Consider the following 24137-nt stretch of genomic DNA (forward strand, 5'->3'; position numbering starts at 1 on the left):
CTTTATTCATTTACGGTTACAGGCGGGTAAATTCCACTCTTCTGTTCTGCGCCTTCCCTTCCGCGGTAGCATTATCTGCAACCGGTGCGGCCGCTCCTTTCCCATCCGTTTCCATCCGCGCAGCGGCGATCCCGAACTGCCTGGCCAGATACGCCTTTACAGCCGCCGCGCGCTGGGCGGAGAGCTTCATATTCTGGTCGCTACCGCCATCACTGTCCGTATGCCCGGTTATCCTGACTTTCAATGAACCATTCTCCTTCAGCACTTCCGCGATCTCTTTGATCACACCATGGGACTCCGGTTTGATCACTGCCGAACCGGAATTGAAGTAAATGCCGGTGGTGCTGAATTTCCCTTCATTCAGCAGCTTGTGCCGGGTATCCGGATCTCCTGCGGCAAGGCGTATATTCGTGATATAATAGTGGTTGCCATCCTTCGAATTATGCTTGCTGAACACCAGGCTGTTGTACTTGCCGTTTGCAACAAAGGCCCGTGGCAGGTCCCATATCTTGTGCTCACCAACATATACCCGTAAACGTTGTTGCTGCCGCCATACGGATACATGAACGGTATGCTCCGATCTGCTGAAGCCCGGGCTCTCGCTCCGTTTATTCTCCATGATCTTCTTTCCGTTCTCCCATACCTGTATTTCCGTTCTGCCCGCATTATGCTTGTTGCCGGCATCAACAGGATGCAGGGTGAAATATGTGCCCGTTTTTCTGCCGCGCCCGAAATGCTGCCAGGCCGTAAAACCGTTCTTCCCTTCGGACTGTGCTATGGACACGAAAAGCGGAGCATCATAATAGCTGTAATCCGGGGAAACAGCCAGGTCGAATTCTATCGTGGCGTTCTCCGGAATACTGTTGATGAATTCCGGCGTGACGGCGCCCTTGGAAGTCAATGCCAGCCAGTGCTGACCGCTGCCGCCGAGCTGCACGATCTCTCCGGATGCATCGGTATTCCATTTACCCGGAAAATCCCCCACGGCATCCTGGGAGAAGTCCTCCAGGGCGATTACTTTTTCACCGGGAACGAAATCGTATTTCGACTGTGCGGAGAATACCTTCCCGGCTGCTGGGGCACCTGCGTCATTGATCCCGGTTCCCTTTCCTCCCGGAGCGGGACTGCTTTTACTGCCGCTTTTCTTTGCCGTTCCATCTATTTCCTCCTCCACTTTGTCAAGCCCCTTGTCGATCGCCCGGTCTGTTTTGCGTTCTACACGCTGTTCAACTTTTCTTTCTACTTTCTTTTGCAGTTTCTTCAATACCTGCGCATTGGCTGAAAATGCGGACAGGACAGTCAGTATCACGATACAAACACGCTTCATGATGATGATATTTACAGATGAATAGTTCCAAATGCGGCGCATAGGGCAAACGGGGTTAATTCCGGCCGCGCGGGCCGGTTAAATACTGATTAAAAATAAAGAGATCGGAGCATTGCCCTTGGTAAAAACCCGACAAATCATTTCATGCTTTCGAGATGGCGTTTCTGCACTTCGAGCAGGTAGGGGCTGTCAGACACCAGGTCGCGCAGCAGTGCGAATTTTTCCAGCAAAGGCTGGGTAGGCGCTGCATTGAAAAAGAACCGGTATTCCTTCGCGAAGTGCGGGAGATCGTAGTAGTTGTAGAGCATGGCCATGGAACCGAGTTGTCCGGCTACCTTTTCCCTGCTCAGTTCTATGAAGATGTTATTGAAGCGGGTGGTTTTGATATATTGATTGGGGCTTACACCGATCTTGTCCCGGAACAATCGTTGCAGATATCTTTCATTCAGCCGGAAGCGCTCACATAATTGTCTGACGGTAATGCATCCTTTTTCGGAAAAGATATGCCGCAGCACCTCCTGCAGCAGGCCGGTCTCAATGTTCACCTGCCGGCTGAGCTGCGTATAAAAATCCGTCAGCACTGCAATACGGGCGGCGAGGTCCCCGGTCTTACGGTACCGGTCGATAAACGCTGAAACCCCGGCCCAGCCGAAAAGCCCGGCCGTCTGCTGTATGCAGCTGGTAAAAGCAGTGGCGGGTGTACGGCACAATTGCGCCAGGGAACCGGGCTGCAGGGCTGCTCCACAAATTCCCGCCAGCGTTCCTTCCACAGAAAGGGTGTAACCCATCGTTTGCTGTCCTACCGTATAGAAATCAGGCAGCACATAGTCAAAAAGCTGCTTTTGATAGGTATATTTCACCCGCCAGTTGCCGGAATACTGCCAACCCATGATCTCCGTGCCTGAAGGCAACAGGGGTTGCAGCTGCTCATCCGCACTGTGATGCTCCATCACATAAAAAAAGCAGACCAGGTGCGCCAATGCTTTTGGAGGATCAATTTGCTGATACATGCTGCGCTAAAAAACGATTGATCATTGAACAATAAGCTGATGAAAACTTCCTTCCGGAATATCATTCGGCACAAGCTGAAGATTCTTCCACAACAGCGGTTTGCCGTTCAGGCTACCGGTGATATACAGATCGTTGTTGTACATGAACAGGGAACCGGCGCCGCCATCTCCATCCGCTTCCGCTGTCAGGTCCTGCCCCGTGCCATTCTTCCAATACCGGGCTTTGTAGTCAAGAGAGGCGTATTCATTTCCGCTGATATGCACATCATTGCCGGATACCAGTATAGCGCTTGCACCGGATGATTTGGTCCCGTTCCCCAGAACGGTCGCTACGCCGTTCTTCCAGTACTTTGCAACGGATACCGTTCCATTCGATTCGCTGCCGCAGACATACACATCGTTGCCTGATACGGCAATATCCATTGCAAAAGCTGAATGAGGACCATCGGTAAGGTTCACCGGCACGCCATTCTTCCAGTACTTTGCAACGGGACCTCCGCCCGGCCCGTTCTCATTCCCGCATATATATACATCCTTCCCGACAACAAGCACCTTGTAGGCATAAGACCAGTTACTGCCATCTGTGAGCGGCATGGAAACGCCGTTTTTCCAGTACCTCGCATTCATTCTCAACGTTGCAGTATTGTATTCATATCCCGCTACAAAGATATCGTTTCCGGCAATAGCAATGCTGTAGGCAACAGCATTGCTATTGCCGTCCGTCAACGCCACAGGCACCCCATTCTTCCAGTATTTAGCCACAGCCATATTGCCGGCATCATCCTTCCGCTCATAACCCGCCACATAAATATCGTACCCTGATACCGCGATGCCCAGCGCTTCAGCATCCGTATTTCCGGACGTCAACTCCTGCAGCACACCATCTTTCCAGTACGCAGCCACACTGGAGCCGGTCCCGCTCACGAGCATGCCTGCGGTGTATATGGCCGCCGGTCCGGTCGCCTTTGACGGGTTATTTTTCCGGCAGGCTGTAAATGATATCAGGACAACGAAAAAGTACAGGGCGGGGTTGTTTAACAAAGATCTCATCTTCATAGCTTATTTGGTATCATCGAAATTAACGCTGCTGTCATGCATGAGCAGGTATAATCCCGACAAAAAAACAGGCTTGCCGGACGGGATGATGCTACAACAACGAGGGGACGATCTTCCGGCGATAATCGAATATCGCCTCCAGCCGTTTACGGACGAACAGCCGATGCGCCAGTGTGCCCAGGGGGCCAAGAGGGAGCCGGTAATGTACAATATCTGTCATTTCCGTACCACCGTCCTTCGATTCAAAATGATGCTGATGATGCCAGAAGCTGTAGGGGCCAAACCGCTGTTCGTCTATGAAATACCGAAGCGGGGCTACCTGTGTGATCTCCGTCATCCAGTACACCGGGATGCATAGTAAAGGGCGAATACTGTATTCGATGATCAGCCCGGGATACATCTTTCCGGTATGCGGGCCGTTTTTCACGGTAAACCGCATATCCGGCGGGGTGATATGCCGCAGATTATCGGGATCGCAAAAAAATGTCCAGGCTCGTTCCAGGGTAACCGGAAGGAATTGCGTGGACCGGATGACATATGTTCTGGCCAAATGATGTTTATTTATACAACAGGTATTTTTGCCGCATGGTCTTGTAAGCAGAAAGCCCCGGTTCCCAGGACTGCTGTATTTCCTGCACAGATCTGCCCTCCTCGATCTGCTTTTTGAACGCATAATCCCCCGAGAGCTTGTTGATATCCCCGATCTCCCTGCTCTGTGACCGATCGAAGAATCGCTGTTTGTCCGGATAAGCCTTGTACATATCGATCATCCATTGAATGTGGATGCGCCCGGACCGGCGAAGCTTGTTGATATCGTATGCTCTGAAATCCACGCCATAACACACCTGGTCCATATGCAGCGGTGCTTCCTTCATGCCGGGTATGCTTACCGGTGTAAAGGAAAAGTCGTAGCGGCCTTTCAGCGCCGGACTGCCCAGTACGGTGAAGGGGAAATAGGTGCCTCGGCCCTGGCTGAGAATGGTGCCTTCGAACAGGCACATCGCGGGATACAGCATGACGCTTTGCTGGGTGTTCAGGTTGGGCGACGGCGGGACCGGCAGCTCGTAAGGCATATCGTGCGTATAATTGGCTACGGGGATGATCTTCAGCCGGCAGGGCTTTTTGACGGCCATCCATCCCTCGCCATTGATCATTTGCGCGAATTCGCCGTTGGTCATGCCATGAGCGATGGGGATGGGAAATTTCCCGATACCGGAAGTCAGCCGCATATCCAGCACGGGGCCGTCTACCAGGTACCCATTGGGATTGGGCCTGTCCAGTATCAGCAGTTCCTTGTCATACTCCGCGCAGGATTCCATCACATCGCGCAGCGTATTGATATTGGTATAGAACCGGCAACCTACGTCCTGGATATCAAAGATCATGACATCCACATCGGCGAGGTCCGCTTTTGTGGGTTTGCGTTTGGCGCCATACAGGGAAATGATCTTTATGCCGGTTGCCGGATCGGTCTCGTCATTCACTACGGTACCGTTGCTGGCATTGCCCCGGAAACCGTGCTCCGGCCCGAATACTTTTACGATGTTGATACCGGCAGCCATCAGGCTGTCCACCAGATGACGCTTGCCGATGATGGTGGTAGGATTGGCCAGCACGGCCACTCTTTTGCCCTTCAGGTATGAAATGTATTTTTCCGTCTGGTCCGCGCCGGTGATGATGCCTGTGGGCGCAGGGGGAGTATTATGGACATGCTGTTGTGATGTACAGATGCCTGCAAACAATATCAGCGCGAGGATTGCTTTCATACAATAAAGAGTATTTAGAGTTGTAATTTAATACTTTTATCGTATAAAAGACCGGTGAGCCTCGGGACAGTTCCGCTCGTTGCAGATACTAATTCTCTACCCTGTTCAGCGTATAGCTGAAATCTGCATTCCCTTTCAGAAAATGCCGCTGCGGGTCCAGAAAGAAAAGCACATGCTCATCTCCCTTGAAAAGGAACAGTTGCCCATTCTCCGCACCCAGGTCCAGCTGATACACCGTTGCCTGCGGGCGCCCGGCTGCTCCTTTTAGGATCCTCCATTTGCCCTCCCAGGTTTTGCCCAGGCCCTGCAGCCTGAAACCAGCAGGATCTTTGCTGATGGAATCCCGGAACAGCACGAGCCTCCATTTTACTTTAAAGCATTCCGGTCTCACCGGCACTTTGTAACTCACCGAAAACTCCCTGCACGGTGTTTTGGCATCAAAAACCCCGTAAACATCCGGCCCCTCCGGTACCAGTCGCCCGGAGGAAGCCGGCATTGGTTTATTGTCATAAGTGGCCGTTTGCGCGTACGCGCCCGCCAGTGCATAACAAAGTCCGGTCATCAGCAGGATAAAGATTTTCATAACTCCTTGTTTTAAGGGATACGGTTTAAAGTATAACTGGCTGAACCATCTCCGATCATCAGCGCACCATTTTTGTCCAGCACATGCAAATGGTCCGGCGAAAATTTATACAAACTGATCTGGCGCTGCGGTATGCCCGGATCCAGCTGATAGACGATAGCTTCGGGATCGTTTTTTGTTCCTTTGATGATGATCCATTTGCCTTCCGCGCTTGTTGCAGTGCCGGGCTTGGAATACATATTCGTTGCCTTGACCACAAAGCGGTGAACAGCTTCCAGCTTGTAGGAAGAAGGTTTCTGCGTAACGGGATCGCGGTACAAAGTCAGCTTCCATTCCACCAGTGCGCAATCGGCTTCAGGAGGAATGTTGAGGAGCGGCCTGATGATGCCGCCACATAACGTACTGCCGGCGAAGACTTCCGTACCCGGGCTTACGTCCCGGGCGGAAAGGCAGGCGACAGCGGCCAGGATGAATAGCGTTGATCGCATAATTCAAATGTTAGTTGCTCAAACGTAGCGAGAAAACAGGTATGTGTTTGGATATTTACATCAAAGGTGGTATTGGCTTGACGACCGGGGGATAATTATTCCGCATTCGCCAAAAATGAACGCATGGCTATACAATATCAAATTGAAGATGATATCGATAAAAATCCCCACACACTCCACCCCTCCCGTCCAAAAAATCCCCAACCGTTATAAAAACCCGCCGATTTGTTGTAATATTATAACGGATACCAAAAGATAAACCCGAGAAACCCGCCAGCACCGATAACCCGGCGGCGAACAGCGCAGAGAGTCAACCCGGTTTCCTTTTATAGACTGCAGTGAAGATGTTAGCCGTGCAGTATTGGATCATATGCTTTTGAAAAACATTAAAACCAGATTTAAACCAGACAAGTATTTTTTCGCTACTCGACATTGTTAGTACCGGTCATCTTTATTGACCTGTTTCTGACTCCGTTTTAACCGCAGCAGACCGCTGCGGGAAATCTCAGATTCAAGACCTTATGTGCGGAACAATTGCTCCGCCGATGCTATTGTTATGCCTTCCGGGCAATGACAAACCCTTTCGCTATTCGCAAAAAAACCGTCCGTATGATACCAACATCACGCAGCCCTTGAAGCAGCCAACTCACGCCATCTGCAAAACATTTAACCATCAACTAAATCCTCATTCATCATGATCAATTCTATCCACAGACCATTCCGGTCTTCCGGCAACTGCCCACCGGCCTGCCGGCTATTCATGCTGACTATTTCACTGCTTTTTTGTACAGCTGTTTCCCTGGCACAGGGCCAGCGCATCACCGGCAAAGTGACGGACGAAACCGGCACTACCCTGCCGGGCGTAAGCGTTGGCATAAAAGGCAGCAGCCAGGGCACGGTCACCGATGTCAATGGTGAATTTGCCATTGCTGTACCGGATACCAGCGCCGTACTGGTACTCCGTTTCATCGGCTACAATCCCCGGGAAATTACCGTCGGCGCAAGAACACGCATAGACGTAGTGCTCTCATCCAGCGCAGAGGGACTGGATGAAATAGTGGTGGTGGGTTATGGCACCCAGAAAAAGGTGAACCTTACCGGCGCCATAACTGCTGTTAACGCCGCCGACCTGAACAACATCGCCCCCTCCAACCTCTCCAACACACTGGCCGGGCGGGCGCCGGGCGTGAACGTAACCAATACCTCCGGCCTCTCGGGCGCCACTTCCTCCGTACGTATCCGCGGCAGCTTCGGCGATCCGCTTTTTGTGATCGACGGAATCGTGCGGGATAAGGAGGCTTTTGACGCGCTGGAAGCGGCGGAAGTAGATCAGATCAGCTTCCTGAAAGACGCTGCCACGGCCTCCATTTACGGCTCCCGCGCGGGCAATGGCGTTGTACTGGTCACCACCAAAAAAGGTGTCAGCCAGAAACCGGTCTTCAATTTCCAGTCCAACTACACCACCGCCCGGCCTACCATGACCTTGCTGTCAGACCTCACCACGGCGGAAGATGAGCTGATCTACCAGAACCGTGTTGCAGAATTCAACGGCACGCCCATTCCCAACGGCCAGGAGGAATTCGATTACTTCAGGGACAAACGTTATAATGTGCATGACTTCATCTGGCAGAACCCTTACAGCCACCGTCATTCCCTCAGCGTAACCGGCGGCAGCGAAAAGATCTCCTATTACTCACTGCTTAGCTACCGCGGGGAAGAAGGCTCTTACAAAAGCCTCGGCCATAACAAATTCAATATGCGCAGCAATGTTACCGCAAAGATCTCCGATGCCGTCAGCGTGAACCTCAATATCTCGGCCAACCAGCAGAATCTCGACCGCTTTTACTGGCCGTTCACGGGAGATGACGACTTTGATGTATCCGACCTCTACCGCGTAACCTTCAACTGGCCCAAGACCTATCCTTTTTATACGGAAGCGGACGGCACTCCGGCCAACTACGTAACGCCGTATCCCGTGCAAACGCCCATGGGCAGCTGGCAGGCCTGGAGCGTGATAGACCAGGTTATCGGGGACCGCTATATCCGTACCCGGCAGCGGCAACTGAATTCCATCCTCTCCCTGGACATCAAGCTGGACCAATTCATTAAAGGGCTTTCCACAAAGGTTACCGGCAGTTATACCGGGGAAGATTTCATGCGCAAAAAATACCTGACCTTCCAGAAGAACTATGTATTCAACCAGGCGGACCCTGACGGCAACCGCTTCATTCCCGGCCCTCCCGATCCGGACAAGATCAACATCTTCACCTTCAGCCAGAACCAGCCTTTCATGAGCTACGAGATCACCACCGGCTGGAATTATCAGCTCAACTGGTTCCTGAACTACAACCGCACTTTCGGCAAACACGGCATTGACGCGCTGCTGGTATTCGAGCAAGCGGAGAACGGCGGATATGCGGCCTTCGCGCGGGGAGAAAACCCCGTAACTTCATTTGACCAGATGTTCGTGTATTCATCAGACCGCCAGATGCGGGAAGCGAACGGATGGGAAGAACTTGGCGCGCGCCAGTCGTGGATAGGCCGTGCGAACTATAATTACGACAGCCGCTACATTGCGGAATTTTCATTCCGGTACGACGGGAACACCCTCTTTCCGAGCCATAAACGCTGGGGCTTCTTCCCTTCGGTTTCCGCCGCATGGCGCCTCTCCGAAGAAGCATTCCTCAAGAACTCCACCCGCATATTTGACGATCTGAAACTACGTGCCTCTTACGGCACAACGGGTAATGACCTGGATGTGAACAACGAGAAGATCGGTGCATTCGCTTACAACTATATTTACACCAATGCCGGCAGCTATATGTTCGGGGACAGGTTGTACCGCAGCATTGCACCGGGAGCAACACCCAACCCCAACCTCACCTGGGCCACTTCCACCACCTACAATGTGGGGCTGGACGTAGCGGTGCTGAAAAACAGGCTCAGCGGCACGCTGGACCTCTTCATCAAAAAGGAAACCGATATCCTCGGCTCAAGACTGGTGACCCTGCCGGACAATTACGGCCAAAGCCTCGCCCCGGAGAACTATGCGGCGCGCTCCTGGCGCGGAGGCGAACTGTTCCTGGAGTGGCGGGACAGGGCCGTGGGCAACCAGATCAATTATTCCGTTACCGCCAATGTGGGATACGCCCGTGACCGCTGGGATATTTACGATGAAACCGCGGCTTTCGGGCCCGGCGGGCTTCGCCATTTCGAATCCAGGATCGGCAGGCCGGCCAACCGTATCATCGGGCTGAAGGCGCTGGGCATCATCCGCACACAGGAACAATTGGATGAGCTGCTGGCAAAAGGTTTTACACAATACGGCCGGCAACCTTACCTCGGCGGCCTCTACTTCGAAGATGTACGTGGCGATGGTTATTCACCGGAGCCGGATGGCAAGATAGACGGGAACGATGTACAACTGCTGTCCGAAAACGCAGCACCGCGTATCAATTTCGGGATCGGGCTGAATGTGGCCTGGAAGAATTTCTCCCTGCAATCGCTGTTCCAGGGTGTGAGCGCATACGACCGGATCATCAGCAACCAGGAAGGCGCCGGCATGCGCCAGCACGGCGGTGCGGTAAGACCGTACTATCCCATCTGGGCTTCCGATGTATATACGCCGGACAACCCGGATGGCAAATACCCCCGCCCGATCGGCCAGAACTGGTTTGAATCGGGCACAGGCGCCACCTCCTTCTGGATACGAAACGGCGCATACCTCCGGCTGAAAATGCTCAACCTGGCCTACAACCTTCCCAAATCATGGATGTCCGCCATGCGACTGACCAGCGCACAGTTCTATTTCAATGGCACCAACCTGTTCGCCATTTCGAAAATGAAAGAATTCCATGATCCGGAACAGAAAAACTACGATTCATACCCCGTGATGAAAACATTCACTTTCGGGGTGGATCTGAGATTCTAGAAAGGCTGACACCTGAAAATATTTCCCTGGAAATTGTTTTCCCGGTTATGCCATCAAAAATAAACTGATGAAATCGAGCATGACGCATTCGACACACACTGAAATGATTATCCACCATGCGAGATTCCATGTGACCACTAAATGAATTATAAGCACATGAAAAAGATAGTCTATACAATCATGCTGATCGCCGGTTTATCCGCCTCCTGCAAAAAGGTGCTGGATATCGAAGATATCAACAACTACAGCCCTGAGCAGGTATGGAACGACGCAAACCTGGCGAATGCCTATATGGCCAACCTCTACACCATGTTCGGCAACTGGAGCCCCGGTCTGGAACAGAAAAGCGAACAGCTGGCGGGGATCTACTTCTACCCGGACAGGATCACCGTCTCCAACGGGGAGTTCAAAAGCTGGAACTACAGCCGCATCCGGCTGATCAACCAGGCCATCGTAGATATTGAACAGGGCGGGCTGGCGCAGGATGTGAAAGATAACATCTCCGGCCAGGCACTGTTCATGCGGGCCTGGACCTATTTCCAGATGGTGATGTACCACGGCGGTGTGCCTTACATTACTGTACCGCAGGACCGTTATGAGGACGACCTGTACGTACCGCGTAATTCCACCGCCGAGTGTTTCGACTTCATCATCAAAGACCTTGACGATGCCATCGCAAAGCTGCCGCCGCATATTCTCTCTTCCTCCCCGGACTTTGGCAAGATAGACGGGAATTTTGCGCTCGCCTTCAAAGCGAAGGTATTGCTGTACAAAGCTTCGCCCCAGTTCAATCCTTCCAATCCCTGGAACAATGCTTATTGGAATGATGCATATACCGTCAACAAGCAGGCATACGATGATCTGCTGGCGCAAGGCTACCGGCTGACGGACGACTACAGCAATATTGCGCTGGAGGAAAAAGGGCCGGAGGTAGTGTTCTCCGTAATTAACGCCTATCCGAATAAATCCACGGAATGGGACAATGGCGTGAGGCCCGGATCTGAAAGCCGCGGCCCGGCCAACTCCTGCCCTACCTGGGAATTTGTAAAAGCTTTCCCGATGAAGGACGGGAAATTGTACAATGATCCCGCCGGTGCTTACTACAAGACGGATGCGGCGTTTCTGCAGGACTACTGGACAGACCGGGACCCGCGATTCGGGAAATCCATTGTATGGAACGGCAAACCTTACCCGGTATCCGGTAAAGCGGGCAAGCGCCAGTACACCGCCCTGGGCGTTGCGCATGAGCTGGATGACTTCGGCATCAACCCGGCAGCCGGGGTAAACTCCACCAACCTGAACCGGTATACAGGTTTCTTCATTCTCAAGAACAGCCTGTTGCGGCTGGCGCAATCGGAAGTACAGCAATATGATGTGGACTTTGTGCTGATGCGGTTTGCGGAAGTGATGCTGAACTATGCAGAAACGGCCAATGAAACCGGCAGGCTGGCCGATGCGATGGACATCCTCCGTCAGATAAGGCAGCGTGCGGGCATAGAACAGGGAACCGATGGCAACTACGGCATTGTGGCCACTACCCGGGAGGCGATGCGCGAAGCCATTCTGGCGGAAAGGAATATTGAGTTCTGTTTTGAAGGCCATCGTTTCTGGGACCTGCGCCGCCTGCGCATGCTGGACCGGCTGGACGGCCTCACCAAACACGGCGTGGAAGCGATCGCCATTCAGCCAAACGGGCAGGATATGCCCATCAGCGAAGCCCGCAACAAAGCAGATGCCTACGAGCTGACGGAAGAGGATTTCAGATACAGCCTTCTGCAGGTGCCACTCTCCGGTGTGCGGACCACCTCGCTGCCGGAACGGTATTATTTCTTCCCCATCCAGAGCGATGTACTGGACCGTAACCACAACCTGAAACAAAATGCCAACTGGGGAGGGGATTTTGATCCCACCCTGGAATAACCCGGCATAACAAAAAAGCGCTGATCAAAAGTCTGCCGATATACGGACTGCTGATCAGCGCTTTGTTTTAAGCTTTATTGGACGCCTTGCTGTATCCGGTAAATCATGTCGCAAAAACCCCGTGAGAAAGTCCTTTTAGCACCTCGCAGGGCGAAATGAACAACGCTACTTTTGCATAGACAACATCAAAAATTTCCTAATGCTAAAAACACAACATATGAAAAAGCGAATCTCAAACCAGAAAATAACTCCCAATCTCTGGTTCAACACCAATGCGGAAGAAGCCGTGAATTTCTACCTGTCCATTTTCAAGAACTCCAAAATCAGCAGGATAGCCCGGTACGGCAAAGAAGGCGTTGACATTCACGGCATGCCGGAAGGCAGTGTAATGATCATAGAGTTTTTGCTGGACGGACAGGAGTTTGTGGCGCTCAACGGCGGGCCGCATTTCCGGTTCAATGAAGCCGTTTCTTTTATCGTTAACTGCGACACGCAGGAAGAAGTAGATCATTACTGGAGCAAACTCGGTGAAGGCGGTGATCCCAAAGCACAGATGTGCGGCTGGCTGAAAGACAAATTCGGGCTCTCCTGGCAGGTAGTGCCCACTATCCTGACGGAACTGATGCTGGACAAGGATCCCCGCAAGGCTGCCAACGTGATGAATACCATGTTGAAAATGAAAAAGCTGGATATCGCACCGCTGGAAGAAGCGTATGCACGATAGAAAAACTGCACGCAGAAGCGTATGACAATAGAAAAAATGCGGTTTTTCAGACCGCATTTTTTCATTCCCCTTTCCTCTCAAACATGCTTGCGAGAAAGGTTTCACTGCATCGCAAAAAAAAATTCCAAATATTTTTTTGATTTTTGAATCATTTTATAAATTTGCTGCCGTACCTGTTAGTCACTGAAAGTTATACTGAATTTTCTTATGCCAGCACGTGCCAACAAACTGACGCAACCATTACGCGCATTATTATTCGCGGGATTATTACAGAGCGGATTCCACAGCATCTCTTCAGCGCAAAACGTAACGCTGTACACTCCTTACACGAAAATTTCCGTTCCTCCCGGCCAGTCTATCGATTATTCCATCGATGTGATCAATAACGGCAAGACGGTAAAGAACGCCGATATTGCCGTAACAGGATTACCGAAAGACTGGACCTATGAACTGAAATCCGGTGGATGGAGCGTTAACCAGATCGCTGTACTGCCGGGTGAAAAGAAGAACCTCTCCCTGCAGGTGCAGGTGCCGCTGAAGATCAACAAAGGCGCCTACCGGTTCCAGGTACTGGCAAGGGGGCTCACACAGCTGCCGTTGTCCGTGATCGTATCCGAGCAGGGCACCTTCAAAACGGAATTCTCCACAGGCCAGGCCAATATGGAAGGCGCTGCCAACTCCACCTTCACCTATACCGCCACCTTGCGGAACCGCACGGCGGATAACCAGGTGTACGCGCTGCGCGCCAATACGCCGCAGGGATGGAATGTGGTGTTCAAAGCCAACTACAAGCAGGTTTCCTCCGTGAGTGTGGAAGCCAACCGCACACAGGATATCACTATCGAAGTAGACCCGCCGGACCAGCTGAAGGCAGGCAATTACAAAATACCGGTTGTGGCCGCATCCGAATCCACTTCCGCAGGCCTGGAGCTGGAAGCCGGCATCACCGGTTCGTATGCGCTGGAACTGACCACTCCGCAGGGATTGCTCAGCACGGATATCACCGCAGGCGACAGCAAACGCGTGGAACTTGTTGTCAGGAATACCGGTTCCGCCGCCCTGAAAAACATCGATATGCAGTTTGCCGCGCCCTCCAAATGGGACGTGACCTTCGATCCCAAAAAAGTGGAACAGCTCGGGCCGGGCGAATCAGCAAAGGTGTTTGCTACCATCAAAGCCGATAGAAAAGCCATTGCCGGGGACTATGTTACCAACCTCGAAGCAAAAACGCCGGAGGTCTCCTCACGGGCATCTTTCAGGATCTCCGTAGAGACGTCGATGTTATGGGGATGGGTCGGCATACTGATCATACTCGTTGCCCTCGGCAGCGTGTACCGTTTGTTCAGGAAATACGGAAGAAGGTAAATATGGAACAAAGCATCATCGCGCTCAACGGCCTTACCAAAAAGTACGGGACGCTGACAGCTGTTGATCAGCTGAACCTCTCCATCCGGAAAGGCGAAGTGTTCGGGCTGCTCGGCCCTAACGGCGCCGGAAAATCCACAACCATTCTCATGATGCTCGGGCTCACAGAACCCACCTCCGGGTCCGTAAAAGTCTGCGGCATCGATTCCACCGTAAATCCCCTCGAAGTGAAACGCAAGGTCGGCTACCTGCCGGACGAAGTGGGATTCTATGATAATCGCACGGGATTGGAAAACCTCGTCTATACAGCAAGGCTGAACCGGATACCCGCCAGCGAAGCGAATGACCGCGCCATGGAACTGATCAAACGGACAGGGCTATACGGAGCGGAGCATAAGAAGACCGGCACCTATTCCCGCGGCATGCGCCAGCGGTTGGGGCTGGCGGATGTGCTGATCAAAAATCCGGAGATCATCATCCTCGATGAGCCTACGCTCGGCATCGACCCGCGGGGCGTACGCGAGTTCCTGGACCTTATCCTGCAACTCAGCCGTGAGGAAAAACTTACCGTACTGCTCTCCTCCCATCACCTCCACCAGGTACAGCAGGTATGCGACCGGGTGGGCATTTTCGTTGCGGGCAAACTGCTGGCCGAAGGGGATATCCCCTCTCTTTCCGCAAAGCTCTTCACCGGAGAGCCATTTATCATCCACGCCGGTATCACTGCCGCAGCCGGGCATCCTCCTGCAACAGACCAGCTGCAACAGATGCTGAAAGATATCCAGGGCATCAGTTCGATACAATTCAGGGAGGGTATGTTTCACATCGGCTGCTCACGGGATGCCGCGGCGGACATTGCCAGACTGACGGTACAGTCCGGCCTGCAACTCTTCCATCTGCATAAAAAAGAGTACGGGCTTGATGATATATATAACCGATATTTTGAAGGAAGCACAGCTTATGAACAAACTGCATAATGCCATTTCGCTGCTGAAAGACTGGCGGACGATGATCAGTCCGGCCTTCCTTCGCCTGCAGGGCGAAGCGGATAACGCACCTCATCCCTTCGTGGTAATGGTGCGCAAGGAAATATCCGATCACGTCCGCAGCTGGCGTTTCAACATATTATTGGGGCTGATCCTGTTGACATGCCTGGCTTCGTTATATACTTCGGTCACCAATATTGCCGGGTCGCTGAAGCCCGATGATCCTGATGGCTCATTCCTTTTCCTGAAACTCTTCACCGTCTCGGACGGCAGCCTTCCGCCGTTTCATGTATTCATTGGTCTGCTTGGTCCCCTCTTAGGCATCAGCCTGGGATTCGACGCCATTAATGCTGAACAGAACAACGGAACGCTCAGCCGCATTATGGCGCAGCCCATTCACCGGGACTACCTGATCAATGCCAAGTTTGCCGCAGCCCTGACGGTGATCAGCGTACTGTTCTTTGCGCTTGGTTTCCTCGTGATGGGCACAGGGCTGATCATAACGGGCATCCCGCCTACGGCCGGAGAATTCCTGCGGGTTATTTTCTTTCTCTTCCTGAATATCCTGTATGTAGCGTTCTGGCTGAACCTTTCCATCCTGTTCTCCGTAAGGTTCCGGCAGGCTGCTACCTCCGCGCTGACCGCTATTGCGGTATGGCTGTTCTTCACCGTTTTTTACCCGATGATCATCAACCTGGTAGCCAAAGCCATCATGCCGCCGGAAACAGCAGCGCCGCAGCATATTGTACAATACCGGGAGCTGGTGCAGAACCTCTTGCGGATTGCGCCCAGTCAACTCTTCAGCGATGCCACCGTTACCTTGCTGATGCCCTCGGTGCGTAGCCTCGGGATATTAACGATGGAACAGGTGTACGGCGCCATCCCCAGTCCTTTGCCGCTGGGACAAAGCCTGTTGCTGACATGGCCGCAGCTTACGGGTCTCGTGGCCGCAACGGTGCTGTGCTTTGCCCTGTCGTATTTTTCGTTTATGAGAAAGGAGATACGCTCGAGGTAGGCGGGATCACAAATACCGGAACACCCGTTCGCGGTATTGCCGGAATCCGGTTTCATCCGTAATAGCATCGAATTTTTCCTGTTTGCCGCCAGCGCTCTCCCTGACGAGAATAACGGCAGCGCCGCCGATAATAGCACGCCTGGCCCGTTCCATGATGCTTTCCAGCGACTGGATATCTTTTATCATTTGCAATTCTTCGATCCTGTTGACCGATATGATGTAATCTTCCATAATATAAACGGCCCGATGGCCGGAAGCCCAATATACAAAGATCCCTAAAACCGGCCGGCCGGGATTTTAGTGCCGGATGTACGCCGGATATTATTTTTGTATTAATTTGGCATTATTCGTCTGGGCAATCAACCAATATTTCAAATATTTGCTGTCGCCTTAAAACAGTTCCAGCGCATGCAGTTCAGTGAGTCAGCAGAAATAGCACTAGTCAGGGCGTTAAGGGAAGAAGATAGTATGACAGCGTTCGACGCATTGTATCATCAGCACTTTCCTGCCGTATATGCCAATATTCTTCGTCTGGTCAGGGATGAGACCGCGGCGCAGGACATTGTGCAGGAAGTTTTCATCCGGCTATGGGAACGCCGGAAGCTCCTGCAGGAAGGCCAGCCGGCCGGCAACTGGCTTTTTGTGGTCAGCTACAACCGGTCTGTCAACCACCTGCGCTCCGTACTGCGCATGCGGCTGCAAACAGCGGACCTCAGCAATACCCCCGGCACTGAGGACGACTGGCAGGTCCATTCCATTCAGCTGGATATGCTGGAGAAAGCCATCGACCAATTGCCCCCGCAGCGGAAAAAGGTATTCCTGCTGTGCAAGATACAGGGCAAAACCTATGCGGAAGCCGCCACCGAGCTGAAGATATCCCACTACACCGTTAAGGAGCATATTGTGAAAGCCACCCGTTTCATCCGAGAATACATCCACCTTCAGCCCGAATGGCAGACGCTGGTAGCCACCATCCCCTTTTTTACCGCCATTCTGGAACAATAAAAAAAATCTGCACAGGGCAGCCCCCCTTTTTGTACACCCCGGTGTATTTATGGCAAAACGATCTGATTGAAGCATCCGGAATCATATATACGTGAGCTGCTGGCCAAAAAAAACTGGACAGACGAGGAGTGCCGCTGGCTGCTGCATTACCTGGAGCATACGCCGGGCACGGAGCTGAAAAGCTACCTGCTGGAGCGCTTCAGGGAGCAGGGCGTCGCTGTGCCGGAGGAGGAAGCGCATCCCCGCGGACAAGGGGCTGCCGTCCCGGATAACGGGCTTCAGCAAACGATACTGGAAAACATTCACCGGCACATTCAACCGGAAAAAACGAAGATCGTGCCGATGCACCGGCGCTTCCGGACCATTGGTGTGGCCGCCGCGGTTGCAGCCATCATCATCACCACCGGCGTGCTCATTTTCCCGCGTTCATCATCAACAACCCAACAGGCCATCGCCTATACTCCCGCTACGGAAGACATCGCACCGGGCGGCAACAGGGCGCAGCTTGTACTCGGCAACGGACGCGCTCTCCTGCTTGAACAGACAGCGGATGGCCCCATTACAGCCGGCAGCGAACAGGTGAATAAAGAAGGAGACGGCCTCGTGTACGGCTCCTCTTCCCATACCGGCATCAACAAACTCATCACTCCCAAAGGAGGGCAATACAAAGTACAACTGGCCGACGGTACAAAAGTATGGCTGAACGCAGCCAGCTCGCTGCAATACCCGGCATCTTTCAATGGCAGCGACCGTACCGTGGAGCTTTCCGGAGAAGCATACTTTGAAGTGGCTAAAGATGCAGCCAGACCGTTCTTCGTTAAAATGAACGGCATGAACGTACAGGTGCTCGGCACACATTTCAACATCAATGCGTATCCGGACGAAAAACGCTTTACCACTACCCTGCTCGAAGGCGCGGTAAGGGTGGTAGCCGGCGGCCGCCAGGCTACATTATCCCCGGGTGAACAATCCATACTGGAAAACGCTTCCGGCGTGCTGCGGCATAAACCTGCGGATACGGAAAATGCCGTAGCGTGGAAGAACGGCATCCTTACTTTCCGTAACGATGAACTTGCGGCCGTTATGCGGAATATCAGCCGCTGGTACGATGTAGATATCCGGTATGATGAAGGAATAGACGAAAAAATCCATGTAACAGGCGCCATGCGAAAACAGGAATACCTGTCCCAGGCGCTGAAAATACTCGAACTGACAACGGAATTGCATTTCAGTTTACAGGGGCGTACCATTACGGTCAGCAAATAAACAGCGCTATCACTAACCACAGGCTGAGCGGGCAGATCACTGCCGGCAACGCCATACGTATGCACAAAACCGATTTTCTCATTGCATTTATAAAAACCGGCGAAAATTATGAAACGATCATTACACAGGAAAGGCAGGAGAGGCATGCTCAAGGCACTGTTCGTTCTCGTGTTCCTCAGCGGGCTGCAACTGACCGTTGTGGCCAGGGGCAAGGGGCAGGACAAACGGCTGGATGTCCATGTGAACAATGCCAGCCTGGAAACGGTGTTCGACATCGTACGCAAACAAAGCAGTTATCTTTTTATGTTCAGAGATGAAAACCTTGCCGGGCTTGGTAAAAAAGTCACCCTGCGCCTCAAGGATGCTACTATAGAGCAGGTGATGGAACGCTGCCTGGAAAATTCGCCGCTGACCTACCGGATCGTAGACAACACGGTCATACTCGTCAGGCGTACCGGCGCTGATGTTCAGCCACAGCCGGTAAGGCTCACCGGTATGGTGAAGGATGCCACGAACGGCGAACCGCTTCCGGGTGTGACCGTTAGCGTGAAAGGCACCACCAATGGTACCCTCACAGACGCGGCAGGGCAATTCGCGCTGGATAACGTCAACACACCTGCCGTACTCGTGTTCTCCTATATCGGATTTACGTCCCAGTCCATTGATGTTGGCGACAGGAAGGAATTTTTGGTACAGCTGCAGCGCGAAAGCCGTTCCATGCAACAGGTAGTAGTGGTCGGCTACGGCACGCAGCAGAAAACGGAGCTGACCGGTTCCATCGGCACGTTCCGGCCGAATGAGCTGAATGCCCGCCCGGTGCTTGGTCCAGACCAGTTGCTGCAGGGGCGCATTGCCGGCGTGAATGTATCTTCCTCCTCCGGCATGCCGGGCAGCGCCGTGCGGGTAAGCGTGCGCGGCATCGGCTCGCTCAGCGCCAGCAATGAGCCTTTATATGTGATCGATGGGGTGCCGCTCATTCCGCATAGCGCGGATATGACCAGCCTTGGCACACCCATGAACCAGCTTTCGCAACTCAATCCGAATGACATCGCTTCCATAGAAGTATTGAAAGACGCATCCTCAGCGGCCATCTACGGCTCCCGCGCCACCAACGGCGTGGTGCTGATCACCACCAAAAGCGGGCGGAAAGGCAGCGGACAACTGGCGATCAACGCATGGGCCGGTATGCAGGAAGTCCCTAATCTCCGCAAGATCAAAATGGCCAGCTCCGAACAATACCTGGAAGTGGTCAATGAAGCGATCGACAACTATAACCTGCAGTACGGTTACATGCCGGGCAACAGCAGGTTCATTCCTGGTGTGGATCATCCCTATCCCGGCCTGCCGGATACTGATTGGGCCAATGTGGTGATGCGGAAAGCCTATACGCAGAATATCGATCTGTCTGTTTCCGGCGGCAACGACAAAACCACCTATTACATCTCCGGCGGCATGCTCAACCAGCAGGGAACTGTGATCACTAACGACCTGAAAAAATATTCCGGACGCATCAACCTGACCACCGAACCTTTGTCATGGTTACGCACCGGCATCAATGTCAGCTTCAGTTATTCCGACAATAACCGTGTGCCGGGCTCCAACATCGGCTCCACGGTGATGGGCAGAAGCATTCCGCAAAGGCCGTTCGACAGGCCCTACAAACCGGACGGCAGCTATTACGTTGGCGGTACGCCTGACCTGGTGTACCACAACCCGCTGCAGATCCTGAACGAAGAAGTTGCCAATCTCAAGAACTACCGTTTGCTCGGCAATGCCTTTGCGGAAGTGAAGTTCACGCCCGAGCTGACCTATAAAACATCTTTCGGTTCGGATATCGGTTATACACATGACTATATCTACTACAACCAGAAACATCCCTACGGCACCGGCAACGGGCGCATTGTGGATGAAAGCAGGCTGCTGACGAACCTGCTGCTGGAGAATACGCTCAGCTATTCCCGCACTTTCGGAGAGCTGAAAGTGGACCTTCTCGGTGGCCATTCATTCCAGCGGCTGTCGGTATCCACTACCGGCATTGACGGCAACGGGTTTCCCGCGCCTTCCTTTGATGTGCTGGCTGCCGCTTCGGTCATCAATAATGCCTCCACGAACCTGTACGGCAATGCCATGGAATCCTATTTCGGCCGGGCCAACCTGGCCTGGAAAGGCCGCTATCTCTTTGGCGCTTCTATCCGTACGGACGGGTCGTCCCGTTTCTCCCCGGATAACCGCTACGGCTACTTCCCTTCCGTTTCCGGGGGCTGGCTGGTGTCCCGCGAACCGTTCTGGACAATGCCGCGCACCGACCTCAAACTGCGCCTCAGCTACGGTTCCACCGGCAACCAGGAAGGCGTCAGCAATTATGCGTATCAGTCGCTTACCGGAGGCGGGTACAACTACAACGAAAAAAGCGGTATCGCCATTACCGGTTTCGGCAACAACACCCTCACCTGGGAAAAGGCCAACCAGTTCGATGCGGGGATGGACCTTGGGCTGATGGGCGGCGCCGTGAACCTTACGCTCGACTACTTCCGCAAGAACACCACTAACCTGCTGTACAATATGCCGATACCCGGCACTTCCGGTTTCACCAGCATAACCAGCAATATCGGATCGATGCTCAATCATGGTCTTGAAGCCGCGGTGAGCACAAACCTGACCTTCGGCAAGCTAAGCTGGAGCTCGGATTTCAACATTGCTTTTGTGAAAAACAGGATCACTTCCCTCATCGGCAATAACGATGTACTGTCCATCGGTGGCAACCGTGCATTACAGGTCGGATACGATATCGGCAGCATCTGGGTGTACAGGATGACCGGGATCTTCCAGGATGACAAGGATGTGCCGGAGCCTCTGCATACCATCGGTGTAAGAGCGGGTGATGTACAGTATGAGGATGTGAATAGCGATGGGAAGATCGACATCAATGACCGGCAGATCGTAGGCAGCTCCAATCCCGACTTCTACGGCGGATGGAACAACACGTTCCGCTACCGGAATTTCGACCTGTCTGTTTTCCTCAACTACATGTACGGGCAGGAGGTGTATGCCACTTACCGGATCACGATCGACCGGCTGGGCCAGAATGCGGTGAATGTCCGCGAAAGCGTTGTAAAAGACCGGTGGACCGGTCCGGGTACGAGCAACACCGTACCGCGCGCCATTTACAGCCATGGCTACAATCTTTATAATTCCAGCCGCTGGATGGAAGACGGTTCCTTTCTGCGGGTAAGGACGGTATCATTGGGATATGAGCTGCCATCCTCCTGGCTGTCCCGCATCAAAGTGAGCCGGTTGCGCCTTTATCTCCAGGCCGATAATCTCTGGCTGCTCACCGGTTACTCCGGGCTCGATCCCGAGGTCAGCGCCAATATGGACCCCCGTTTTATCGGGGAAGATAACCTGGTGCTGCCGCAGCCGCGTTCATTCAATGCAGGGATCAATCTGAATTTCTAAACGATGCAAAATATTCTCATGAAACGAAAACTTTTTCCCGTACTGTTTTCCGGCATGTGCCTGTTCACCTCCTGCAGTAAAATGCTGGATGTAAAATCACATTCCGCAGTAGGTACCAACACGCTGTCCGCCGCCGATGTGGAGGCATTCCTTGTTGGTATTTACAACCGTGTGCAGAACGCGCCCGGTGCGGAGGCCTATATTTCTTTTGATATCGTCGGCGGCAACCTGATCAACTCCGGCGCCACATCTGACGGAGGGCTGAATACCTTCATCAGCAATGTGCTGCGGCCGGAGAACGGGCTCATGTCAGCACCCTGGAACGGATACTATTCCGCGCTTTACCAGGTGAACAACCTCCTGGAAGTCGCCTCCTCCCTGCCGGAATCCCAACGCAATACCGAGATCGCGGGCATTGCGCATTTTTTCCGCGGATACATTTACTATAACCTCGTTGCCCGCTGGGGCGGTGTGCCCATCCTGGAAAGAAATACCAAAGAAAAGGTAAAGCGCAACACCGAGGCGGAAGTATGGGCATTCATCGAAAAGGAATTACAATTGGCGGTGGACAATGCTCCCGCCTTTACAACAGGCCAGTATTACCAGGTATCCTCCGTTGCCGCAAAAGCTTTGCTGGCAAGGGTAAAACTGGCGCAGAACAAAAAGGCGGAAGCAGCCGCGCTCGCAGAAGAAGTGATCACCAGCGGGCTTTTCAGTCTGGATGCCTTTGAAAAGATCTTCCGCGCACAACAGAACAATGAAGAGATCTTCTCCTTCAGGAACCTCACCATCGAATCATCCATCCGTGTCAGCACGCTCTTTTACACCTACGCACATGATGTCAAAGGCAGTTATGTGTACCGGCCGGTGCAGGAGGTGATGGATATGTTCAGCAGCGATGACAAGCGTGCCGCTATGTCTGTAGACACCTACCAGGGATTACGGGTACTGAACAAATATCCCAGCGGCCAGTCCGGCACAGACCCCATTGTGGTCATCCGCCTGGCGGAGATGTATCTGATCAGCGCCGAAGGGCAGGGATTGAACGGGCTTTACCGGCTGAACGAGCTGCGCCGCGAAAGAGGGCTTGGGGATATTGACCCTGTGGATGAAGCCGCTTATCTCGATGCCGTGTTGCTGGAGCGAAGGAAAGAGTTCCTGGGGGAAGGGTTCCGCTGGTATGACCTGGTGCGCACGAACCGTGCGGTAGAAACACTGGAGCTGCTGGACCGGGAAGTGAAATTCCCGCTTCCCATGAACGAACTGGCGCTGAATAACCTTCTGGACCAGAATGATGATTATTAACGAATAAAAGCAATGACATGAATACCATCAGATTTTTCGCCCTGCTCCTCCTGCTGGGTATGGCGGGAGCAAGCTGCAGGAAAGACACCCAGGCACAGATACCGGCGGTGACCATCAAAAGTCCGCTTACACAAAAGATAAAAGACAGTACAGACCTCATTGCACAGGTATTCTCCGATACGCTCTTCCAGGTCAGCGAAGGCATACAGGAAACAGATATCCATTACCTGAGCAAAGAAGGATATTCCATGCATGTGTATATCCTGGAAATAGATACGCGCCATCCTTCCCTCAAACTGGAAGCCGCGTCTCCCTACAACAATACCGCCTATGCGCTGCAAACCGTACCGGAGATGGCGAAATACATGCATTCGGCAGACAGCAGGGTAATCGCCGGCGTAAATGCGGACTTCTTCAGCACGGCAGGGGAACCGCGCGGCATCTATGTGAAGGACGGGCAGGTCATCAAGACCACCTGGGCCAGTGAGCGCAGCCGCAGTTTCCTTGGTGTGCGTAAAGATGGAACGCTGTTCATGGGAGACCGCAGTGACTTCGTGAATATACAGGATGAGCTGGAAGACGCACTCGGCGGCGGGCCGATGCTGGTGAAAGACAATATGATACTGCCGCAAACAGATCTCACCATAGAGCCGCGCACGGGCATTGGCCTGAATACGGATGGCAAGCTGTATTTCGCGGTGGTGGACGGGCGCAGTTTTTACTATTCCAATGGCATCACCATTACCCGGCTGGGTGAAATGCTGAGAGCCTGCGGCGCCACCAAAGCCATCAATGTAGACGGTGGAGGTTCCTCAACGTTCATGATCCGCCATCCGCTTGCGGAAGTATGGCAGGTACGCAACCGGCCTTCCGACGGAACAAACCGCGCCGTAGGCAATGCATGGCTGATCGTTTCCAAACCCTAAACCTGAAA

The 24137-nt window shown here is 53.0% G+C and carries 19 protein-coding genes; 11 read left to right on the forward strand and 8 right to left on the reverse strand.

Annotated features, from left to right (window positions below; genetic code table 11):
- Positions 1-16: 16 nt before the first annotated feature.
- The 7 genes from FW415_RS19515 to FW415_RS19545 all read right to left on the reverse strand — a co-directional run bounded on the left by FW415_RS19515 (position 17) and on the right by FW415_RS19545 (position 6230).
- On the reverse strand, positions 17-1327 hold the full coding sequence (locus FW415_RS19515; protein WP_168208901.1) for an OmpA family protein: 1311 nt from the start codon (positions 1325-1327) through the stop codon (positions 17-19).
- Between the two features lie 137 nt (positions 1328-1464).
- The gene (locus FW415_RS19520; protein ID WP_148388399.1) at positions 1465-2337 is read right to left on the reverse strand and encodes a helix-turn-helix domain-containing protein; all 873 of its coding nucleotides are present in this window, start codon (positions 2335-2337) and stop codon (positions 1465-1467) included.
- Between the two features lie 21 nt (positions 2338-2358).
- Positions 2359-3387 (reverse strand): hypothetical protein, encoded by a 1029-nt coding sequence (locus FW415_RS19525; RefSeq protein ID WP_148388401.1) that lies wholly within the window; start codon positions 3385-3387, stop codon positions 2359-2361.
- Positions 3388-3484: 97 nt separating this feature from the next.
- A complete protein-coding gene (locus FW415_RS19530) occupies positions 3485-3943 on the reverse strand; it encodes an SRPBCC family protein (RefSeq protein ID WP_148388403.1) in 459 nt (152 codons plus the stop codon).
- A gap of 7 nt (positions 3944-3950) precedes the next feature.
- Positions 3951-5159: an exo-beta-N-acetylmuramidase NamZ domain-containing protein gene (locus tag FW415_RS19535; RefSeq protein ID WP_148388405.1), complete on the reverse strand. Its 1209-nt coding sequence runs from the start codon at positions 5157-5159 to the stop codon at positions 3951-3953.
- 88 nt (positions 5160-5247) lie between these two features.
- A complete protein-coding gene (locus FW415_RS19540) occupies positions 5248-5742 on the reverse strand; it encodes a hypothetical protein (RefSeq protein ID WP_148388407.1) in 495 nt (164 codons plus the stop codon).
- 11 nt (positions 5743-5753) lie between these two features.
- A complete protein-coding gene (locus FW415_RS19545; protein ID WP_148388409.1) occupies positions 5754-6230 on the reverse strand; it encodes a hypothetical protein in 477 nt (158 codons plus the stop codon).
- Between the two features lie 694 nt (positions 6231-6924).
- Between FW415_RS19545 and FW415_RS19550 the strand changes: the two genes are divergently transcribed.
- From FW415_RS19550 to FW415_RS19575, 6 genes are all read left to right on the forward strand, one after another.
- Positions 6925-10161: a TonB-dependent receptor gene (locus tag FW415_RS19550; RefSeq protein ID WP_148388411.1), complete on the forward strand. Its 3237-nt coding sequence runs from the start codon at positions 6925-6927 to the stop codon at positions 10159-10161.
- Positions 10162-10317: 156 nt separating this feature from the next.
- Positions 10318-12081 carry a RagB/SusD family nutrient uptake outer membrane protein gene (locus FW415_RS19555; protein WP_148388413.1) on the forward strand — a complete coding sequence of 588 codons (1764 nt, stop codon included), beginning with the start codon at positions 10318-10320 and terminating at the stop codon, positions 12079-12081.
- A 217-nt stretch (positions 12082-12298) separates the two neighbouring features.
- Entirely contained in the window at positions 12299-12805 is a 507-nt protein-coding gene (locus FW415_RS19560) for a VOC family protein (protein WP_148388415.1), read from the forward strand.
- 207 nt (positions 12806-13012) lie between these two features.
- On the forward strand, positions 13013-14170 hold the full coding sequence (locus FW415_RS19565; protein ID WP_148388417.1) for an NEW3 domain-containing protein: 1158 nt from the start codon (positions 13013-13015) through the stop codon (positions 14168-14170).
- Positions 14171-14172: 2 nt separating this feature from the next.
- Positions 14173-15147 carry an ABC transporter ATP-binding protein gene (locus FW415_RS19570; protein WP_148388419.1) on the forward strand — a complete coding sequence of 325 codons (975 nt, stop codon included), beginning with the start codon at positions 14173-14175 and terminating at the stop codon, positions 15145-15147.
- On the forward strand, positions 15131-16171 hold the full coding sequence (locus FW415_RS19575; RefSeq protein ID WP_148388420.1) for an ABC transporter permease: 1041 nt from the start codon (positions 15131-15133) through the stop codon (positions 16169-16171). The genes FW415_RS19570 and FW415_RS19575 overlap by 17 nt, the downstream gene beginning before the upstream one ends.
- Positions 16172-16177: 6 nt before the next feature.
- Here the strand turns inward: FW415_RS19575 and FW415_RS19580 are convergent, their stop codons facing one another.
- On the reverse strand, positions 16178-16402 hold the full coding sequence (locus FW415_RS19580) for a hypothetical protein (protein ID WP_148388422.1): 225 nt from the start codon (positions 16400-16402) through the stop codon (positions 16178-16180).
- A gap of 177 nt (positions 16403-16579) precedes the next feature.
- On the opposite strand from FW415_RS19580, the gene FW415_RS19585 reads away from it, so the two are divergent.
- From FW415_RS19585 to FW415_RS19605, 5 genes are all read left to right on the forward strand, one after another.
- Complete coding sequence (locus tag FW415_RS19585; protein WP_148388424.1) at positions 16580-17176, forward strand: sigma-70 family RNA polymerase sigma factor; 597 nt, start codon at positions 16580-16582, stop codon at positions 17174-17176.
- Between the two features lie 66 nt (positions 17177-17242).
- Positions 17243-18442 carry a FecR family protein gene (locus FW415_RS19590; protein ID WP_148388426.1) on the forward strand — a complete coding sequence of 400 codons (1200 nt, stop codon included), beginning with the start codon at positions 17243-17245 and terminating at the stop codon, positions 18440-18442.
- Positions 18443-18550: 108 nt separating this feature from the next.
- Positions 18551-21898 (forward strand): SusC/RagA family TonB-linked outer membrane protein, encoded by a 3348-nt coding sequence (locus FW415_RS19595; protein ID WP_148388428.1) that lies wholly within the window; start codon positions 18551-18553, stop codon positions 21896-21898.
- Between the two features lie 18 nt (positions 21899-21916).
- Positions 21917-23203, forward strand: a complete 1287-nt coding sequence (locus FW415_RS19600; protein WP_148388430.1) for a RagB/SusD family nutrient uptake outer membrane protein — start codon at positions 21917-21919, stop codon at positions 23201-23203.
- Positions 23204-23220: 17 nt separating this feature from the next.
- Complete coding sequence (locus tag FW415_RS19605; RefSeq protein WP_210420738.1) at positions 23221-24129, forward strand: phosphodiester glycosidase family protein; 909 nt, start codon at positions 23221-23223, stop codon at positions 24127-24129.
- Positions 24130-24137 lie beyond the last annotated feature (8 nt).

This window comes from Chitinophaga sp. XS-30 (genome assembly GCF_008086345.1).
GTDB lineage: Bacteria > Bacteroidota > Bacteroidia > Chitinophagales > Chitinophagaceae > Chitinophaga.

Excerpts from the sequence above, each read along its gene's own strand:
- FW415_RS19565 (WP_148388417.1), top strand. The coding sequence starts at position 13,013 with ATGCCAGCACGTGCCAACAAACTGACGCAACCATTACGCGCATTATTA.
- FW415_RS19585 (WP_148388424.1), top strand. The coding sequence starts at position 16,580 with ATGCAGTTCAGTGAGTCAGCAGAAATAGCACTAGTCAGGGCGTTAAGG.
- FW415_RS19555 (WP_148388413.1), top strand. The coding sequence starts at position 10,318 with ATGAAAAAGATAGTCTATACAATCATGCTGATCGCCGGTTTATCCGCC.
- FW415_RS19605 (WP_210420738.1), top strand. The coding sequence starts at position 23,221 with ATGAATACCATCAGATTTTTCGCCCTGCTCCTCCTGCTGGGTATGGCG.
- FW415_RS19570 (WP_148388419.1), top strand. The coding sequence starts at position 14,173 with ATGGAACAAAGCATCATCGCGCTCAACGGCCTTACCAAAAAGTACGGG.
- FW415_RS19575 (WP_148388420.1), top strand. The coding sequence starts at position 15,131 with ATGAACAAACTGCATAATGCCATTTCGCTGCTGAAAGACTGGCGGACG.
- FW415_RS19560 (WP_148388415.1), top strand. The coding sequence starts at position 12,299 with ATGAAAAAGCGAATCTCAAACCAGAAAATAACTCCCAATCTCTGGTTC.
- FW415_RS19540 (WP_148388407.1), bottom strand. The coding sequence starts at position 5,742 with ATGAAAATCTTTATCCTGCTGATGACCGGACTTTGTTATGCACTGGCG.
- FW415_RS19595 (WP_148388428.1), top strand. The coding sequence starts at position 18,551 with ATGAAACGATCATTACACAGGAAAGGCAGGAGAGGCATGCTCAAGGCA.
- FW415_RS19550 (WP_148388411.1), top strand. The coding sequence starts at position 6,925 with ATGATCAATTCTATCCACAGACCATTCCGGTCTTCCGGCAACTGCCCA.
- FW415_RS19545 (WP_148388409.1), bottom strand. The coding sequence starts at position 6,230 with ATGCGATCAACGCTATTCATCCTGGCCGCTGTCGCCTGCCTTTCCGCC.
- FW415_RS19520 (WP_148388399.1), bottom strand. The coding sequence starts at position 2,337 with ATGTATCAGCAAATTGATCCTCCAAAAGCATTGGCGCACCTGGTCTGC.
- FW415_RS19600 (WP_148388430.1), top strand. The coding sequence starts at position 21,917 with ATGAAACGAAAACTTTTTCCCGTACTGTTTTCCGGCATGTGCCTGTTC.
- FW415_RS19515 (WP_168208901.1), bottom strand. The coding sequence starts at position 1,327 with ATGAAGCGTGTTTGTATCGTGATACTGACTGTCCTGTCCGCATTTTCA.
- FW415_RS19525 (WP_148388401.1), bottom strand. The coding sequence starts at position 3,387 with ATGAGATCTTTGTTAAACAACCCCGCCCTGTACTTTTTCGTTGTCCTG.
- FW415_RS19580 (WP_148388422.1), bottom strand. The coding sequence starts at position 16,402 with ATGGAAGATTACATCATATCGGTCAACAGGATCGAAGAATTGCAAATG.
- FW415_RS19535 (WP_148388405.1), bottom strand. The coding sequence starts at position 5,159 with ATGAAAGCAATCCTCGCGCTGATATTGTTTGCAGGCATCTGTACATCA.